Below are 16,861 nucleotides of genomic sequence, written 5' to 3'. Positions count from 1 at the left end.
CGTCGTACGGATGCCACCGGCCGGGGCGGGGAGAAATGAGTGGATGTCCGCGCCCCCCGCCGACCTGTCCTGCCCGCCCACCGACTTGTGGAGACCGTATGCCCGGCACACCCGGCCCCGGACCCGCCTCAGACCGTACGCCCGCGCCGCGTACTTCCCGCCGACGGACGACACGGAAGCAGACGCGCGGTGCGGCGGCCGGGCTGGCCGCCGTCGCGCTGGCCCTGGGCGGCGCGGTCGCGAGCGGCGCCCCGGCGGTCGCCGCCCCCGCCACATCCCTCACTGCCGGCTCCCCCTCCGCGAAGTGCGGCACGAAGCACGGCGCCACGCACTCCAGCGCGGCGACGAAGGCGAAGTGCGCGCGGACCGGTGATCTCCTCGACGTGACGCTGGACCAGCTCCGCCCCACGCAGCCGTCCGTCGGCTTCGACCAGATCTACTACAAGCTCGGCCGCTACAGCAGCACCAAGGACGAGCAGAACGGCGACTTCAACAAGCGCTTCGACGACTGGTGCGAGACCAACGGCCAGGAGGAGGCGGCGAAGGTTCCGGCCGGCGCCGCCCTCACCAAGCCGTCGAGCTTCACCTGCACCGTCGCCGTCGGCCAGGAGACGGACGAGACCCGCGCGGCGATGAAGACGGTCGTCGTCGGCCCCGGCGGCGCGCTGTACCTGACCGACGGGCACCACACCCTCACGTCGTTCCTGGAGACGGCCGACGGCGGCCCGAAGACCCACATCCGGCTGCGCGTCACCGCCAATCTGAGCGGTCTGGGCACCTCCGCGTTCTGGCGGACGATGCAGGACAAGAAGTGGGTGTGGCTGCGCGACGAGAACAACCGCCCGATCACCACGGCCCAGCTTCCGCAGCGGCTCGGCCTGGCCCGTTTCCACGACGACCGCTACCGCAGCCTCGTCTACTTCACGCGGGACATCGGCTACCAGGCGCCCGACGACGCCGCCGAGTACCTGGAGTTCCTGTGGGGCACCTGGCTGCGCGACCGGGTCGACCTCGGCTCGTACGATCTGACCTCGCCCGCCTCCTACCTCTCCGCGGTGCGCGGCGCGTCCGAGACGATGTCGGGGACGCCGGGGGACACCGTGATCTCCGACGGCCGCACCGCCGACGAGCTGGGGCGGATGGCCGAGTGGAACGACGGCAAGAAGCCGACCGGCGGGGAGTTCGGAAAGCTGAGCGCGCCGATCACCGACGCGAAGCCCGGCAAGCTGGCATACGCGCTGGACTACCGAAGCCACCTCCCGGCCAAGCCCGCCAAGCCGGGGAAGCTGGGAAAGCCGGGAAAGCCCGGTAAGACCGACCACAAGAAATAACTGGGGCGCGCACCGCGTCCCGGCTAGCCTGGACGCCATGTTCAAGCACTACTTCTTCCTGTGATCCGTACCTGCCGCACCGCAGGTCCGACATCAGTCCCGCCCGGCACCCCTCGCTGAGCCGTGCCGCTGCTGCGCAGCGCCCCGAGGGGACGGGCATGACACACCAGGAAGAAGCATGCGCGAACGCGCCCAATTGGCGATCAAAGACGTGTCCAAGGCGTACGGCGACCGGTCGGTTCTCGACCAGGTCTCGCTGACCGTACGCCCCGGCGAGAAGGCCGGCGTCATCGGCGAGAACGGCTCCGGCAAGTCGACGCTCCTGCGGCTGCTCGCCGGGGCCGAACGGCCGGACAGCGGCGAGATCACCGTCGCGTTCCCCGGTGGCGTCGGCCATCTCGCCCAGACCCTCGATCTCGGCCCCGCCCGCACCGTCCAGGACGCCGTCGACGCGGCCCTCGCCGACCTCCGCGAGCTGGAGTGCCGGATCGCGGCGGCCGAGGCAGCCCTCGGCTCGGCCGGCGAGGCGGAACTGGCCTCGTACGGCGACCTGTTGACGGCGTACGACGAACGTGACGGCTACCGGGCCGACGTGCGCGTCGACGCCGCGCTCGGCGCCCTCGGCCTCGCGCACCTGCCCCGGGACCGGCGACTCGGCTCGCTCTCCGGAGGGGAACGGTCGCGGCTGACGCTGGCCTGCGTCCTCGCCTCGGCGCCCGAACTGCTGCTCCTCGACGAGCCCACCAACCATCTCGACCTCCAGGCCACCACCTGGCTGGAGGAACAGCTCCGGGCGCACCGCGGGACGGTGCTCGCCGTCACCCACGACCGGGCGTTCCTCGAACGGATCGCGACGACGATCCTGGAGGTCGACCGGGACACCAGGGCGGTGACGCGGTACGGCGACGGCTGGGCCGGCTACCGGACGGCGAAGGCCGCGGCCCGGCGCCGACGGGAACAGGACCATCTGGAGTGGCTGGCCGAAGTGGCCCGCACGGAGGAACTGGTCGAGGCGGCGGGCCAGCGCCTCGCGTCCACGGGCCGGGACCCGGGCGAGGGGTTCGGCAAGCACCGCCGCTCGCACGAGGCGAAGCTGTCCGGGCAGGTCAGGGCGGCGCGCGAACGGCTGGACCGGCTGCGCCGCGCCCCGGTCCCGGCGCCGCCGGAGCCCTTGCGGTTCACGGCGGCGCTGCGTGCCGTACCGGCGGAGGACGGCACGGGCCGCGGCACGGGCTCCGGCCCCGGCGACGGCACGGACTCCGGCACGGGCGACGGCACGTCGGCCGGTTCATCGGCCGGTTGGTCCCGGCCCACGGTGGCCGGTCTTGACGAGGTGGCCGTCGGCGACCGGCTCCGGGTGGCGGCCCTGCGCGTGAGGGCGGGCGACCGCCTCCTCGTGACGGGCCCCAACGGCGCGGGGAAGACCACCCTGCTCCGGCTGCTGGCGGGCGACCTGCGCCCGGACAGCGGTACGGTCACGGGCCCGCCCGGCGGCGCCGCACGGATCGGCTACCTCCCGCAGGAGCTGCCCGCCGTACCGTCCCGGCGTCCGCTCCTGTACGCGTACGCGGCGGGCCGGCCGGGGCCGCCGGAGGAGTACGCGGACGAACTGCTCGCCCTCGGACTGTTCCGGCGGGAGGACCTGGCCGTACCGATGGCCGCGCTCTCGGTCGGCCAGCGCCGCAGGCTCGAACTGGCCCGGCTGGCCGCCCGGCCCGCCGATCTGATCGTCCTGGACGAGCCGACGAACCACATCGCGCTCAGCCTGGTCGAGGAGTTGGAGGAGGCGCTGCGGGGCTACCCGGGCGCCGTCGTGGTGGTCTCGCACGACCGGCGCTTCCGCGGCGAGTTCGCGGGCACGCGGGTGGAACTGCGCGCGGGGCGGGTGGTCACCGAGGCGGCCATGGAGCGGCAGCTCCGGAACTGACGGCCTGGCTGTTTGACCGCCTGACCGCCTGGCGGCCTGACCGCCTGACTGCCTGGCGGAACAAGGGAAGAGACGAAGGCCCCCGGTGCAGGGGAACCGCCGCCCGGTCGGCGCGCCGCACCGGGGGTCTTCGCGTTTCCCGGCGCCACGGGCCGCACGGGCCACCTGGGGCCGTGCGCACGGGCCGCACCGGCTGCACGGGCCGTACGGGCTGCACGGCGACCGACCACACGCATGGCGAGAGTGGACTTGCACGAATAGTGCGAGTCGCCTATTCTCATGAGAGTCAGCTCTCGCGAAAGGCGTCGCCACCATGACTGCTCAGACCACCACCCACACCACCCACACCACCCGCACGGTCGACCTGGCCCACGGCCTGTCCGTCACCATCGACGAGTACGGCGCCGAAGCGGACGGCACCTGCGTCCTGCTCCTGCACGGCGGCGCAGGCCCCCGCACCATGACCGGACTGGCCACCGCACTGTCGGACCACGTCCACGCCATCTCCCCCACCCACCCCGGCTTCGACGGCACTCCCCGCCCCGACTGGTGCGACTCCGTCGCCGACCTGGCCGTGGCCTACCTGGACCTGCTGGACACCCTGGACCTGACCGGCGTCATGGTGATAGGCAACTCCGTCGGCGGCTGGATCGCCGCCGAGATGGCGCTGCGCGACACCAAGGGCCGCATAGGCGCCCTGACCCTCCTCAACGCCGTCGGCATCCACGCGCACATGAAGGCCAATCAGGTCGTCGACCCCCGCACCATGGCCCCCGCGGAGGTCGCCAAGCTCTCGTTCGCAACGGATGCCTTCCGCCCCGACTTCTCCACCTTCAGCGACGAGCAGCGCGCCGCCGCCGCGGCCAACCAGAAGACCCTGGCCGTCTACGGCGGTGCCGGCTTCTCCCACGACGCCAAGCTCCGCGGCCGACTCCACCGCGTCACACTCCCCGTGCTCGTCGTCTGGGGCGAGGAGGACGGCATCGCCTCCCCCACCTACGGCCGCGGTTACGCCGACGCCTTCCCCAACAGCCGCTTCGTCCCCGTCCCCGAAGCCGGCCACTTCCCTCACATCGAGCAGCTCGGACGCACGCTCGGCGCCATCGGCGACTTCGTCGACACCGTCGTCAAGCCCGGCACGACCGACTGACGCGCCCCGTGCGGAAGGGCTCCGGCACTCAAAGGTTCCCCGCGCTCAGCCGAAGTCGGTGGCCGGGGTGGTGGCGTAACGGCCCATCACCTCAACGGTGGTGCGTTCGGTCGCCTCCCGGCCCTTCACACCCTCCGCCCCCTCCGTGCTCTCCGTGACCTCCGCGAGCGTGTCCCGCAGATCCCGGAAGTACCGGACATACAGATCGGGAGTGAAAGTGTTGACCATGACCAGCGGCTGGTCACCCAGGTTGGCGAAGGTGTGCGGCACACCGGGCGGCACCATCACCAGCGTGCCGCTCGGGGCGTCGTGCGCGGTGTGTCCGACGGTGAACGTGGCGGTGCCGGACACGACGTAGAAGCCCTCGTCATGCTCGGCGTGACGGTGCTGCGGGGGACCCGCGCTGTGCGGGGCGAGGGTGATCTCCCCGATGCCGAGACGGTGCGCGGTCGTACTGCCGTCCTCCAGGATGCGCACCCGGGCGGGACCCAGCTCGATCACCTCGCCGGCGTCCGGACCGACGATCGAGACGTCATTCATGGGTCGACTCCTTTGTGAGAGCATGCTCTCACGAGGGTAGGGCGCTTGCTTCGTCCGAGCCAGCCCTCCGATACCACGCGGACGACGAGAGGTGGACCGATGGCACCGCAGAGCGCGGAGGGCCGCACGCCGGGCCGTGCGAACCAGAAGCTGCGCACCCGCACCGCGATCGTGCAGGCAGCGGCCGAACTCAGCCGTACCGGCCGCGAGGTGACCATGCCCGAGGTCGCCAAGGCGGCCCTGGTCTCCGAGGCCACCGCCTACCGCTACTTCCCCGACCTGGTCAGCCTGTTGCGCGAAGCCATCGTCGGGCAACTGCCCAGCGCCGCCGAGGCGCTGGAGCCGGTCGCCGACTCCGCCGACCCGGTGGAGCGCGTGGCCACCGCGACCGAGTTCCTGCTGCGCCACGTCCTGGCCCGGCAGGGCGTGGTCCGCGCCATGATCGCGGCCACGGTGACCCGGCCCGCCGAGGCCGCCGCCCGTCCCGGGCTGCGCTTCGGGCTGATAGACCACGCGCTGGCACCCCCGGCCGAGCCCGTCACGGACGACCCCGCCACGCTGGACCAGCTCAAGCGTGATCTCTCGGTCGTCGTCAGCGCCGAGGCCCTCTTCGGCCTGACCGACCTGCACGGACTGGCACCCGAGGACGCCATCACCAGCATCGTGCACACCGCGACGACCCTCACCCGGGCCGCACTGCGGGAGACAGGGGAGAGCCGCGGCGGCCCCGGGTCCTGACCGGGCCGGTACCGGTGTATACCGGTGCCCTCGGGCGGGCGGTGTTCCGTGCCGGACACGCTCTAGGCTGACCGCGTGCGGATGAGCGGAGGTACACCGGTGGCGGGGCGGACCGGGGAGGAACAGACCGGGGCGCGCGCCCCGGAGGGGGTACGGGAGCCGGACGAGGCGCGTGTCCCGGACGAGGGGCAGGAGCCGGACGACGCCACCGGCATACGGCGACCGCCGTGGTGGCGGGTGCCGTTGATCGCGACCGGGGCCGTCGTGCCGCTGTACGCCGTGTGGGTCGCCGTCCTGGCGACCGGCGGGGGCGATCTGGCGGCGCAGTTCGCCTGGGCCGGGTTCATGGCCCGGCATCCGGGCTCCGCGTACAACCTCTCCTGGTACGGCGGCACGCACACCGCCAACTACAGCGTGCTGGCCCCTCCCCTGATGGCGCTCCTAGGCGTCCGAACGGTCTCCGTGCTGGCGGGGCTCGCCGGTACCTGGGTGCTGGCCCTGCTGTTCCTCCGTACAGGGGTGCCGCGGGCCGTCTGGCCGGCGCTGCTCGGCGCCTTCGCCCTCTGGTGCAATGTCGCCTCCGGGCGGACGACGTTCGCCCTGGGGGTCGCCCTCGGGCTGCTCGCCGTACTCGGCACGCTCCCTCTCCGTACGGGCGGGCTCCGTACGGGCGGGCTCCGTACGGGCGGGCTCCGTAGGGGCCGTCTGGTGTCCGTCTGGCTGTTCGGCGTGCTCGCCACCCTGGCCAGCCCGGTCGCCGGGCTCTTCCTCGTCGTGGCGGGCGCGGCGTATCTGCTCGACCGGCGGTGGGTGAGGGGGGCCGCGCTGGTCGTCCCGCCGTTCCTGATCGTCGCGACGACCACGCTGCTCTTCCCCTTCCAGGGTGAACAGCCGATGAGCCCCGGCAAACTGTGGATGCCGCTGGTGGCCTGCGCGGCGCTCTGCCTTGCGGCGCCGCGGAGCTGGCGCCTGGTGCGGTACGGGGCGTTCGTGTACGCGGCCGGGGTCGTCCTGACCTTCTCGGTCGCGTCGCCGATCGGCACGAACGTGGAGCGCCTGGTGGGGCTGGCCGGCCCGCCCGTACTGCTGGCGGCGCTGCTGACGCGCGGGCCTGTCCCGCTCCGTATCCCCGCACGCCTCAGGGCGTCCGCCGTCCTTCCGCTCGTCCTCCTGGTGACCGTCTGCGTCAACACCTACTGGCTGCTCGGCAAGACGGACGACGACCTCGTGGTCTCCACCACCGTGCCCGCCTGGGCGACACACACCAAGGGCGTGATCGGCGCGCTGGACCGGCTCGGCGCCGACCGCACCCGCGTCGAGGTCGTCCCCGCCCGTAACCACCGGGAGGCCGATGTCCTCGCCCCGCACCTCAACATGGCGCGCGGCTGGAACCGTCAGCTCGATGTCGAGCGCGGGCGTCTCTTCTACGACGGCCCCCGCGGCGCCCGCACCCTCGACCCGGCCGCGTACCGGGCCTGGCTGGACCGCTGGGCGGTCGGCCTGGTGGCGCTGCCGCACGGCCGGCCCGACGGCCCGGCCACCGCCGAGGCCGCGCTGGTCGCCCACGCCCCGGACTGGCTGACGCCGGTCTGGCGGGACGACAACTGGACGGTCTACCGCGTACGGGACGCCGTCCCCCTGGTCCCGGCCCCGGCCACCGTCGTACGGAGCGACGCCGCGTCCATGGTCGTACGGATGGAGGCGGCGGGCTCGGTGACGGTACGGATCGCCTACTCGCCGTGGCTCCGGGCGCCCGGCGCCTGCGTCACGCGCGCGGGTGACTGGACACGCCTGACGGTCCCGGCGGCGGGCGAGTACCGGCTGGACTCGGCGTACCGGCTGCCGTGGGCGGGGGCGGCCGGCTGCCCGGAGAACGGCTGACGCCCGGGAACGGTCGCGGATTCGGTCGCGGGAACGTCCTGAACGGCGGCTCGGTGGGGGCCTCCGGCTCGGTGGAGTCCTACAGCTTGGTCTGGAAGATCCCGGCGGGCCGCTCGCGCCGGTAACCGAGCGCTTCGTTCACGGCCAGCATCGGCCGGTTGTCGTCGGCGACCGTCGTGCTGATCTCCCTTACGCCGGGCCGGAGTTCGTGGAGCCGTTCCAGGTGGTGGCGTTTGACGGCGCGGCCCAGCCCACGGCCCCGGTGGGGCGGGACGACAAGGGTGTCGTACTGGACCGCGCGGATGTCCGCGGGCGCGGCCAGGACGACTTCGGTGTACGCGACGACCGCGTCGCCGTCCGTCGTGTCGAGGACCGCCGAGGTGAACAGGGTCCCGCCACGCTCCTCGACCAGCCGGGCCGACGCCCGGATCCGGCCGAGGTCCCAGCAGGGGGTCCGTTCGTCGAGCTGGCCCCGCTGGACGTCGCCCAGCGGCTCGTGGGCGCGGGCGAACGCCGCCGCCAAGCGGTCGGGGACGACGCCCCGCCAGTCGGTGAAGCGCAGCCCGTCGGGGAGGGCGGGGCGGTCCGGGAGCGGTATGCCCTCCAGGACCTGGCGGACCCGCTGCACGTACCGGCCGAGCGGCAGGACGTTGGTGAAGCCGAGGCTGTCGACGAACGCCTCGCCCGCGCCGCCGAGTTCGAGGACGGTGGAGACGGATGTCCTGCCGTCCGCGACGAGTTCGGCGCGTATCGCCGCCCAGAGGGTGGCCCCGACGCCGTGCCGGCGGGCGTCGGGGCGGACCATCAGGGTGTCGAGGAAGGCCGTATGGCGGTTGTTCTCCTCGGTGAACAGGACCAGGGAGGCGACTCCCTCGTACGCGCCGCCGGGGTCCACCGACGCGAGATGGACGGTCCGCGCGCCCACCGGCGGCACGCGCAGCTTTCCCACGGTCTCGACCCGGCTGCGCTCGGGTGTCGAGGCGGGCAGATCACGGGCGTGCGCCGCGGCGACGACTCCGTACCAGGATTCAGTCTCGGCATCCGAGGGCGGACTTCCCAGAGTGATCAGCATGGACCGAACCTACGCGTGCGAGAGGGGCGACGCCCCCGGGTTACGAGGACATCCGGGCGGACGGGCGAGTCGAGGTGGGCGCTTGCGCCCCGGGAGCCACACGGACTCTCCGGAGTCACAAGCGCCCCTTACGGCACTGTCGGCACTGCTGTACGGCACGAACCCGAGGCATGGACGCACGGCATAGTCGCCCGTTCCAACGGCATGGCCGCGCGCACCAACCGCTGTTCTCTCACACGGTTTTACTTCAGGAAGCGTCTCTTCGGAAGGCGTCGCCGGAGATGCGGCGGAAAGCGTCGCGTCAGGCGGCCGCGTTCTCGGTGATCGTGACCCGGCCCTTGCGAATCGTGGCGAGTCGTGGGGCACGACGGGCGATCGAGCTGTCGTGCGTGACCATGACGAAGGTCAGGCCGTGCTCCTTCCAGAGCCCTTCCAGCAGCTCCATGATCTCGTCGCGCATCGACTCGTCCAGGTTCCCGGTGGGTTCGTCGGCGAGCAGCACCTTCGGCCGCTTCACGAGCGCGCGGGCGATGGCGACGCGCTGCTGCTGACCTCCGGAGAGTTCACTCGGCACATGCCCCAGGCGTTCTCCGAGCCCGACGGACTCCAGCGCCCGCGCCGCCTGTTCGCGCCGGGCCGCGCCCTTGACGCCGAGGGGCACGAGGGCCGTCTCGACGTTCTCCTGGGCGGTGAGCGTGGGGATCAGGTTGAAGCTCTGGAAGACGAAGCCGATGGACTCCGCCCGTACCTTGGTGAGCCGGGATTCGGACAGTCCGGCCAGATCCACCCCGTCGAATTCCACGCTTCCCCCGGTCGGCCGGTCGAGGCCGCCGAGCATCTGGAGGAGGGTGGACTTGCCGCCGCCGGTGGGTCCCTGGATGACGAGCCGGCCGCCGTCCTCGATGGTCAGATCGACGCCGGCGAGCGCGTCGACGGTCTGCTTGCCGCGCGCGTAGCGCTTGGTGACGCCTCTGAGCTGGTACACGGTTCAACTCCTGCTGTACGGACTGCTGTACGGAATGCGGTTCTGACCGCGGCTCTGACCGCGGTTCGGGCGGGTGTACGGACCCCCGGCGCCCTCACTCGACCCGGCGCAGCGCGTCCGCCGGCCGCAGCCGCGAGGCGCGCCAGCCGCCGAAGCCGCCCGCGATCAGGCCGCCCGCGACGGCGAGCGCCACGGCCACGCCGATGGTGGAGACGGAGACGGGCGCCGTCAGCGCGATGTCGAGCGCCTTGGACGCGGTCTGCCGGCCCGGTCCGCCGCCGCCCGTCATTCCGCCGCCGAAGCCGCCGCCCCCGCCACCGCCACCCGTGGAGCCGAGCTGTGCGGTGAGGGTCGGGCTGACGGCGGTGACCAGGTAGGCGCCGCCGAGGCCCAGGGCGATGCCCAGCACCCCGCCCAGCAACCCGTTGACCAGCGCCTCACCGACGACCTGACGGGTGACCCGGCCGCTCTTCCAGCCGAGCGCCTTCAGCGTGCCGAACTCCCGTACCCGGCGGCTGACGGCCGACGAGGTGAGCAGCCCGGCCACCAGGAAGGCGGCGATCAGGACGGCGATGGAGAGCCACTTGCCGACGGTGGTGGCGAGGCCGGAGGCGGTGGAGAGGGAGCCGGAGACCGTGTCGGCGAGGTCGGCGGAGGTGGTGACGGTCGTACCCGAGATGTTCTTCTGGATGGCGGACTTGACGCTGTCGATCTGCTGCGAGTCGGCGGCCTTGACGTAGACCGTGGTGACCTTGTCCTTGGAGTCGGCCAGGGTCTGGGCCTTCTTCAGCGGGATGTAGAGGTTGGCGGCGGAGTCGCCGCTGTCGGCCGTCGCGATGCCGACGACGCTGAACTTCGTACCGGAGATGGTGACGGTCTTGCCGACCGCGAGGCTCTTCTCCCTGGCGTAGGCGCTGTCGACGACGGCGACCGCGGCGTCCGTCTCGGTGCTCTTGAACGTACGGCCCTCGGTGATCTTGGAGGAGGTGAGCGGGCCGAGCGCGGGCGAGGTGACGTCCGTACCGTAGACGGAGTACGAGTTGACGTCGAACGCCGCGCCACCGCCCCGGACTTCACCGCCGGAGCCGCCGGAGCCGCTGGAGCCGCCTGCGCCGCCCGTGCCCCCGCCGTTGCCGCCGCCCTGTCCGCCGCCGGGGCCGGACGCGGAGCCGCCCTCCTGCGGGGTGAACTCGCCGCGCTTGAACTCGCCGTTCACCTTGAGGACGTTGAGGCTGAGCCCGCCGACGGCCTCGGCGACGCCGCTCTGTTCACCGACCTTGGTCACGGTCGAGGAGGCCAGGGTCTGGAAGCCCTGGACCATCACCCGGTCGCTGCTCTGCTCGGCGTCGGCGTCCGGGTCGGAGCTGTCGCTCGCGTCGAACTCGAAGCGGCGGCGGCTGGTGTCCCCCTCCCCGGGCGGGGTGGCGGCCTTGGTGACCGTCATGTCCGTACCGAGGCCGTACAGCGACTGCAGGACCTTGTCCTGGGCCTGGCTCATGCCGGCGGTGACCGAGTTGACGACGATCACCAGTGCGATGCCCAGGGCGAGCCCCGAGGCGACGACGAGCGCCGCCTTTCTGCGACGGCGCAACTCGCGCCTGAGGTAGGTGAAGAACATGGGCGTGAAGCTAGAGGCCTGTTGTGATGGCCGGATAAGGCGAGGGTGAGAGCGGGATGAGAACGCGTACGGCGGCGGCACCGGGAGGGTGCCGCCGCCGTACGCGGATCGAGCGGGAGAGGCGAGGCGAACTCGCCGGATGAAGCAAATCAAGCGGATGAAGCCGATGAAGCGAATGAGGCGGGTGAAGCAGTCGAGGCGGGTGAGGCGGCAGGGCGCTCGGCGGGACGGCCGGGCGCCTACGGCATCAGGCCTCCGAACCGGCCTGCCACTCCGACCAGTTCATGTTCCAGCCGTTGAGGCCGTTGTCCGGCTTGATGGTCTGGTCGTTCGAGTTCTTGACGACGACCACGTCACCGATGAGCGAGTTGTCGTAGAACCACGCGGCGGGCTGGTTGGCGTCGCCCGCGCCCTTCACGTCCGCGAGACCGACACAGCCGTGGCTGGTGTTGCTGCTGCCGAAGATCGAGCGGGCGCCCCAGTAGTTGCCGTGGATGAAGGTGCCCGAGGTGGACAGCCGCATGGCGTGCGGGACATCCTTGATGTCGTACTCGCCCTTGCCGTCGTCGTCCGTGAAGCCGACCGTCGCACCGTTCATCCGGGTCTCCTTGAACTTCTCGGAGATCACCATCTGACCGTTGTACGTCGTGTTGTCGGGGGAGCCGGCCGAGATCGGGATGGTCTTGACCGTGCTGCCGTCACGGGTGATGGTCATCGTCTTCGTCTTGGCGTCGACCGTGCTGACCTGGTTACGGCCGATCTTGAAGGTGATCGTCTTCTGCTGGACGCCGGTGACGCCCGGGGCGCCCTCGACGCCGTCCAGGGCGAGCTTGAGGGTGACCGTCGAGCCGCCCTTCCAGTACTGCTCGGGGCGGAAGTCGAGGCGCGTCTGGCTGAACCAGTGGCCGACGACCTCCTGGCCGCTGCTGGACGTGACCGTGATGGCGTCCCGGACGGCCTTCTTGTCGCTGATCGACTTGTCGAAGTTGATCGAGACCGGCATGCCGACACCGACGGTGGAGCCGTCCTCGGGGGTGAAGTTCCCGATGAAGCTGTTGGTGGGCGAGACGGTGGTGAAGGAGGTGTTCTCGTGGGCCTGGCGGCCCTTCGTGTCCTTCGCCGTCGCGGCGATCTTGTACGGGGTGGAGCGGTCGAGCTGCCCGTCCGGCTTCCAGCTCTTGGCATCGGCGGCCATCGTGCCCTTGACGGCGGTGCCGTCCGCGGTCGTCATCTTGACGTCCGTGAGATCACCCTTACTGACGGTGACCTTCGCGTCGTTGTTGATACCGACGTTCGTCGCGCCGTTCTTCGGCGCGATGACTATCTGGGCCTCGGAGGTCTCTTTGGCCGCCGCTTCGTCCGCCTGAGCCTGTGAAGAGGAGCTCTCCGAGCTCCCGGAGCCACTCTTGGACCCGCCGTCACCGCTGCACGCCGAGAGCACCAGTACGCCGCCGAGCACCGCGGACGCGGCCATGAGGGCCTGACGCCGCTTGCTGTCCGTCATCACACGCTTCTCCATCATCGCCGCTTACCCTGCCGATAACCCTTAAGAACGGGTGTATCGGTTCGTCCGGTTCCGCATCAGCCGGCAGTGTGGTGAACACCACTCACGCACACCGGTCACGACCGGGAAACAGGCCGGCCCCGGCCCGCCGACTGCTACGGGCCGAGGCTTACCAGGGTGGCACGCTCGCGCGCTAGCGCCGACCAGCGGTGACTCCTCCGCCGCCGACCACACCTCCGATCACGCCTCCGACCTCCCCGGACACCTCGTCGTCCGGATCGTCACCGTCCTCGCCGTCCTCGTCGACCTCGTAGAGATCCCACTCCACGGCGTCCGGGTCGTAGTCGATCAGTTCGCTGGTCCACGACGCCTGGGCGAGACCGATCCCCGGGACGTCCTTGATCAGGTCGTGGGGCTCCACGAGGTACGCCAGGGCCTCCGCCTCGTCCCCGCGCACCACCGCCTTGGCCTGCTCCCGCTCGTCGTCGGGTACCGAGGTGTCGCCGTCGATCCGGGCGAGGGCGGCGGTGCCCAGGCGCTCGGGGTCTTCGACCTCCAGCACCAATTCGACCGTTACCCGCACATACCGTGATGTTTCTGAAGTGGTCATACGACGGAGCGTACGGCTCCGGAGCCCGATACCGGCCGTACGGCACCGGCGAACCTGGTGGCGACAGAACGGGCTCCGTGCGAAGGCGGTCGAGAAGTTGGCTAGCATCTCCCCCACTCACCCAATTCGGCGTTGCCACAAGGGGGATCGATCACGTGTCCGTCGCACGGCGACCGCTGCTGACGGCTACCGCAGCCGCGACCCTGCTCTGCGCTCTCTGGTTCGTTCCGTCCGCGAACGCCACCGGCGACCGGGGTGCCGCCCCGGTGCAGCGGTCGGCGCCCTCCGCCCAGAGCCTCTCCGCCGACGGACCGGTCGGCGGGTCCGAGGTCTCCGAGGTCACGGACAGCACCGACAGCTCCGTGGTCCCGGCCACGCAGGCCGCGTCCACGCCACTGTCCACGCCGCCGTCCCCGGCCGCGGACGCCCCGGCAGCGGCGGACGCGCCCAGACTCGCGGACACGGGCGGCGTGGACACGACGCCGTACGTGATCGGCGGGAGCCTGTCCCTGGGGATCGGCGTGGGGTTCGTCGCGTACTCGGTCCGCAGAAGCGTCCGCGCGTTCTGAGCCGCCCGCACGTTCCGGCCGCCGGCCGGCCTCGCGGGCGCCTCCCGGGGTCTCTCAGGCGAGCGGCCCGGTCACCGGCTCCACCGCCGCGATCAGCAGCCCCTCCCGTACGAAGGCGTCCGCCCCGGCCAGATCCGGCGAGAGGAAGCGGTCCGGCCCCGGCCCCGCCACCCCGGTCTCCCGCAGCGCGTCGATCACCGCACGTGAGGCGGGCGCGGGCGTCAGGCCCGCGCGCAGCTCGATGGCGCGGGTCGCCGCGTACAGCTCGACGGCGATGATCCGGTTCAGGTTGTCGACGGCGGTACGGAGCTTGCGCGCGGCCGACCAGCCCATCGAGACATGGTCCTCCTGCATCGCGGAGGACGGGATCGAGTCGACCGACGCGGGCACCGCGAGCCGCTTCATCTCGCTGACCAGCGCGGCCTGGGTGTACTGGGCGATCATCAGCCCCGAGTCGACCCCGGGGTCGTCGGCGAGGAAGGCCGGCAGCCCGTGGGAGCGGTTCTTGTCGAGGAGCCGGTCGGTGCGGCGCTCCGCGATCGAACCGAGGTCGGCGGCGACGATCGCGAGGAAGTCCAGCACGTACGCGACGGGCGCGCCGTGGAAGTTTCCGTTGGACTCCACGCGCCCGTCCGGCAGCACCACCGGGTTGTCCACGGCCGAGGCCAGCTCCCGGTCGGCGACGAGCCTGGCGTACGCGAGCGTGTCCCGGCCCGCCCCGGCGACCTGCGGGGCGCAGCGCACGGAGTACGCGTCCTGGACGCGCGGGGCCGCGTCCTCCTGGAAGTGCCCGGTCAGTCCGGAGCCGGCGAGCACCCGCAGCATGTTGTCGGCGCTGGCGCCCTGGCCGGGGTGGGGCCGGATGGCGTGCAGTTCGGGGGCGAGCACCTTGTCCGTACCCAGCAGGGCTTCCAGGCTGAGCGCGGCGGTGATGTCGGCGCTGGTGTAGAGGCGGTGCAGGTCGGCGAGGGCCATGACGAGCATGCCGAGCATGCCGTCCGTACCGTTGAGCAGCGCCAGGCCCTCCTTCTCGCGCAGTTCGACGGGGGCGATGCCGTGCGCGGCGAGCAGTTCCCCGGCGGTCCTCACGGTGCCGTCGGGGCCCTCCGCGTCGCCCTCGCCCATCAGCGCGAGCGCGCAGTGCGAGAGCGGCGCGAGGTCGCCGGAGCAGCCGAGGGAGCCGTACTCGTGGACGACGGGGGTGATCCCCGCGTTGAGCAGGTCGGCCATGGTCTGCGCGACCTCGGGGCGTACGCCGGTGTGCCCGGAGGCGACGGTCTTGAGCCGGAGGAACATCAGGGCGCGTACGACGTCCCGCTCAACGCGCGGCCCCATCCCGGCGGCGTGCGACCGCACGATGTTGCGCTGGAGCCGCCCCCTCAGCTCGGGCCCGATATGCCGGGTGGCGAGCGCCCCGAACCCGGTGGAGACCCCGTACACGGGCTCGGGCTTGGCGGCCAGCGCGTCCACGATGCCCCGTGCGGCGGCGAGTGCGGCCAGGGCCTCGGCGGAAAGCTCGACGCGGGCGTGGCCGCGGGCCACGGCGATGACGTCCTCGGCGGTCGTCCCTGACGTCCCCACCACGACAGTATGCATATCCATATTCAGGAGCGTACGGACTGAATCTCAGAGTGTCACCCTCCGAACCGTCCCCGCCACCACCGCCATCCACGGCGGCGGCTGCGGCTGCGGCTGCTACTGCTACTGCTACTGCTACAACGCCGGCGGCGCGTCCCGGAAGCGGCGGCGGTCGCGGAGCGGGGGTGCCGGGGTGTCGGCCAGGCGGATCACCGTGCCGTCGCGGCCCGCCACCACCGGGCCCGCCGCCCGTACCGCCTTCGCCCGGTACTGGGCCGCGTCCGCCAGGCGGAAGAGCCGGCGCCCCGAGGGCACCTCTCCGATCGGGTCACCCGTGGAGGCGATCCCGCACGCGACCCCCTCCCCCAGGTCCAGTTCGCCCGCCCGCGCGCACAGTTCGGCGGCGACCGCGATCACCTCGTCCGCGGTCGGGCCCACCGCCAGCAGGCAGAACTCGTCGCCGCCCAGCCGCGCCGACAGCGCGCCGGGGAGCTGTGCGCCACAGACGGAGAGGAGCGAGGCGAACCGTTCCAGCAGCCGGTCGCCGATCGCGTGGCCGAGCGTGTCGTTGACCTGTTTCAGACCGTTGAGATCGCAGACGACGAGGCTGACGACGGCCCCGTCCGCCCGGTACGAGCCGATCGCCTCGTCGAGCCGCGCGTCGACCGCGCGGCGGTTCGCCAGCCCCGTCAGCGGGTCCGTGAAAGCGAGGCGGCGCACCTCTTCGAGCCGTTCCGTCTGGGCCAGCCCCGCCGCCACCACGGAGGCGATGACGGTCGCGAAGTCCGCGTCGTCCGCGTCGAACAGCGGCGCGTCCAGCGGTCTCGCCACGTACAGCTCGCCCCACGCCCTGCCGTGCAGCACGATCGGCGCGACGACGCAGCACCCCCGGCCGCGCCGGCGCAGCGCCGCGACGCGCTGGTGGCAGTAGCCGGGCGGCCCGAAGGCGCGGGCGCCGTCCGCCGGGGCCCCCGCGGGCCCTGCCGCCGTCTCGACCCAGGCGTTGGGTCCGCCGCCGCCCGCCCAGCGCTCGTGCAGGAACTCGGCGATCTCGGGAAACTGGTGCACGGGGTACGACTCGCCCTCGGGGTACTCCTCCTCCCCCTCGGCCCGGTCCCCCGCGTTCACGAGCACCTTGAGCCGGCCGAGGTCCCGCTCCCACACGGACAGCGCCGCGAAACTCCCCGCGAGCGCCGTGCACGCGCCCTGGGCCGCCGCCCGCCAGGACTCCCGCGGCGTCGGGGCCGCGGCCATCGCCTGGGACAGTGCCACCATGGCGCGCAGTCGCCCATCCACTCCCATCACCCCACCTTAGGGTGGTTCGGGATGGTTTGATCACCTGGAGCGGCGCCTCGTCA

Annotated in this window: 14 protein-coding genes; 6 read left to right on the top strand and 8 right to left on the bottom strand. The window is 72.1% G+C overall.

Annotated elements, in window-relative coordinates; genetic code table 11:
• The first annotated feature begins 98 nt into the window (after positions 1-98).
• The 3 genes from ACFXPL_RS16595 (at position 99) to ACFXPL_RS16585 (ending at position 4,408) form a co-directional block, all read left to right on the top strand.
• The gene (locus tag ACFXPL_RS16595) at positions 99-1,331 is read left to right on the top strand and encodes a ParB/Srx family N-terminal domain-containing protein (RefSeq protein WP_384919027.1); all 1,233 of its coding nucleotides are present in this window, start codon (positions 99-101) and stop codon (positions 1,329-1,331) included.
• A gap of 178 nt (positions 1,332-1,509) precedes the next feature.
• Positions 1,510-3,258: an ABC-F family ATP-binding cassette domain-containing protein gene (locus tag ACFXPL_RS16590; RefSeq protein WP_384919025.1), complete on the top strand. Its 1,749-nt coding sequence runs from the start codon at positions 1,510-1,512 to the stop codon at positions 3,256-3,258.
• A gap of 313 nt (positions 3,259-3,571) precedes the next feature.
• Entirely contained in the window at positions 3,572-4,408 is an 837-nt protein-coding gene (locus ACFXPL_RS16585; RefSeq protein WP_384919022.1) for an alpha/beta fold hydrolase, read from the top strand.
• A 45-nt stretch (positions 4,409-4,453) separates the two neighbouring features.
• Here ACFXPL_RS16585 and ACFXPL_RS16580 read toward each other — a convergent pair whose 3' ends face one another.
• Positions 4,454-4,948 carry a cupin domain-containing protein gene (locus ACFXPL_RS16580; RefSeq protein WP_384919019.1) on the bottom strand — a complete coding sequence of 165 codons (495 nt, stop codon included), beginning with the start codon at positions 4,946-4,948 and terminating at the stop codon, positions 4,454-4,456.
• 99 nt (positions 4,949-5,047) lie between these two features.
• Between ACFXPL_RS16580 and ACFXPL_RS16575 the strand changes: the two genes are divergently transcribed.
• Positions 5,048-5,686 carry a TetR/AcrR family transcriptional regulator gene (locus tag ACFXPL_RS16575; RefSeq protein WP_384919016.1) on the top strand — a complete coding sequence of 213 codons (639 nt, stop codon included), beginning with the start codon at positions 5,048-5,050 and terminating at the stop codon, positions 5,684-5,686.
• Between the two features lie 237 nt (positions 5,687-5,923).
• Positions 5,924-7,567, top strand: a complete 1,644-nt coding sequence (locus ACFXPL_RS16570; protein ID WP_384919174.1) for a hypothetical protein — start codon at positions 5,924-5,926, stop codon at positions 7,565-7,567.
• Between the two features lie 79 nt (positions 7,568-7,646).
• On the opposite strand, the gene ACFXPL_RS16565 is transcribed toward ACFXPL_RS16570, so the two are convergent.
• From ACFXPL_RS16565 to ACFXPL_RS16545, 5 genes are all read right to left on the bottom strand, one after another.
• Positions 7,647-8,639, bottom strand: a complete 993-nt coding sequence (locus ACFXPL_RS16565; RefSeq protein ID WP_384919013.1) for a GNAT family N-acetyltransferase — start codon at positions 8,637-8,639, stop codon at positions 7,647-7,649.
• 301 nt (positions 8,640-8,940) lie between these two features.
• Positions 8,941-9,624, bottom strand: a complete 684-nt coding sequence (locus ACFXPL_RS16560) for an ABC transporter ATP-binding protein (RefSeq protein ID WP_384919010.1) — start codon at positions 9,622-9,624, stop codon at positions 8,941-8,943.
• A gap of 94 nt (positions 9,625-9,718) precedes the next feature.
• Positions 9,719-11,242, bottom strand: coding sequence for an ABC transporter permease (locus ACFXPL_RS16555; protein WP_384919007.1), 1,524 nt, complete (start codon positions 11,240-11,242; stop codon positions 9,719-9,721).
• 247 nt (positions 11,243-11,489) lie between these two features.
• Positions 11,490-12,761 carry an Ig-like domain-containing protein gene (locus ACFXPL_RS16550; RefSeq protein WP_384919171.1) on the bottom strand — a complete coding sequence of 424 codons (1,272 nt, stop codon included), beginning with the start codon at positions 12,759-12,761 and terminating at the stop codon, positions 11,490-11,492.
• A gap of 178 nt (positions 12,762-12,939) precedes the next feature.
• Positions 12,940-13,356 carry a hypothetical protein gene (locus tag ACFXPL_RS16545; protein WP_384919004.1) on the bottom strand — a complete coding sequence of 139 codons (417 nt, stop codon included), beginning with the start codon at positions 13,354-13,356 and terminating at the stop codon, positions 12,940-12,942.
• Between the two features lie 155 nt (positions 13,357-13,511).
• Between ACFXPL_RS16545 and ACFXPL_RS16540 the strand changes: the two genes are divergently transcribed.
• Positions 13,512-13,925: a cell wall protein gene (locus tag ACFXPL_RS16540; protein WP_384919001.1), complete on the top strand. Its 414-nt coding sequence runs from the start codon at positions 13,512-13,514 to the stop codon at positions 13,923-13,925.
• A gap of 54 nt (positions 13,926-13,979) precedes the next feature.
• Here ACFXPL_RS16540 and hutH read toward each other — a convergent pair whose 3' ends face one another.
• Together hutH and ACFXPL_RS16530 are read right to left on the bottom strand one after the other, a co-directional pair.
• The gene (hutH, locus tag ACFXPL_RS16535; RefSeq protein ID WP_384918998.1) at positions 13,980-15,527 is read right to left on the bottom strand and encodes a histidine ammonia-lyase; all 1,548 of its coding nucleotides are present in this window, start codon (positions 15,525-15,527) and stop codon (positions 13,980-13,982) included.
• A 111-nt stretch (positions 15,528-15,638) separates the two neighbouring features.
• Positions 15,639-16,805: a diguanylate cyclase domain-containing protein gene (locus ACFXPL_RS16530; RefSeq protein ID WP_384918995.1), complete on the bottom strand. Its 1,167-nt coding sequence runs from the start codon at positions 16,803-16,805 to the stop codon at positions 15,639-15,641.
• Positions 16,806-16,861 lie beyond the last annotated feature (56 nt).

Origin of the sequence: Streptomyces sp. NPDC059092 (genome assembly GCF_042756365.1) — a bacterium.
GTDB lineage: Bacteria > Actinomycetota > Actinomycetes > Streptomycetales > Streptomycetaceae > Streptomyces.
Note: the sequence above shows the minus strand (reverse complement) of the source record. Positions and strands in the feature narration are given on the sequence as shown.

Excerpts from the sequence above, each read along its gene's own strand:
- ACFXPL_RS16595 (WP_384919027.1), top strand. The coding sequence starts at position 99 with ATGCCCGGCACACCCGGCCCCGGACCCGCCTCAGACCGTACGCCCGCG.
- ACFXPL_RS16590 (WP_384919025.1), top strand. The coding sequence starts at position 1,510 with ATGCGCGAACGCGCCCAATTGGCGATCAAAGACGTGTCCAAGGCGTAC.
- ACFXPL_RS16585 (WP_384919022.1), top strand. The coding sequence starts at position 3,572 with ATGACTGCTCAGACCACCACCCACACCACCCACACCACCCGCACGGTC.
- ACFXPL_RS16580 (WP_384919019.1), bottom strand. The coding sequence starts at position 4,948 with ATGAATGACGTCTCGATCGTCGGTCCGGACGCCGGCGAGGTGATCGAG.
- ACFXPL_RS16575 (WP_384919016.1), top strand. The coding sequence starts at position 5,048 with ATGGCACCGCAGAGCGCGGAGGGCCGCACGCCGGGCCGTGCGAACCAG.
- ACFXPL_RS16565 (WP_384919013.1), bottom strand. The coding sequence starts at position 8,639 with ATGCTGATCACTCTGGGAAGTCCGCCCTCGGATGCCGAGACTGAATCC.
- ACFXPL_RS16555 (WP_384919007.1), bottom strand. The coding sequence starts at position 11,242 with ATGTTCTTCACCTACCTCAGGCGCGAGTTGCGCCGTCGCAGAAAGGCG.
- ACFXPL_RS16550 (WP_384919171.1), bottom strand. The coding sequence starts at position 12,761 with ATGGAGAAGCGTGTGATGACGGACAGCAAGCGGCGTCAGGCCCTCATG.
- ACFXPL_RS16545 (WP_384919004.1), bottom strand. The coding sequence starts at position 13,356 with ATGACCACTTCAGAAACATCACGGTATGTGCGGGTAACGGTCGAATTG.
- hutH (WP_384918998.1), bottom strand. The coding sequence starts at position 15,527 with ATGGATATGCATACTGTCGTGGTGGGGACGTCAGGGACGACCGCCGAG.
- ACFXPL_RS16530 (WP_384918995.1), bottom strand. The coding sequence starts at position 16,805 with ATGGGAGTGGATGGGCGACTGCGCGCCATGGTGGCACTGTCCCAGGCG.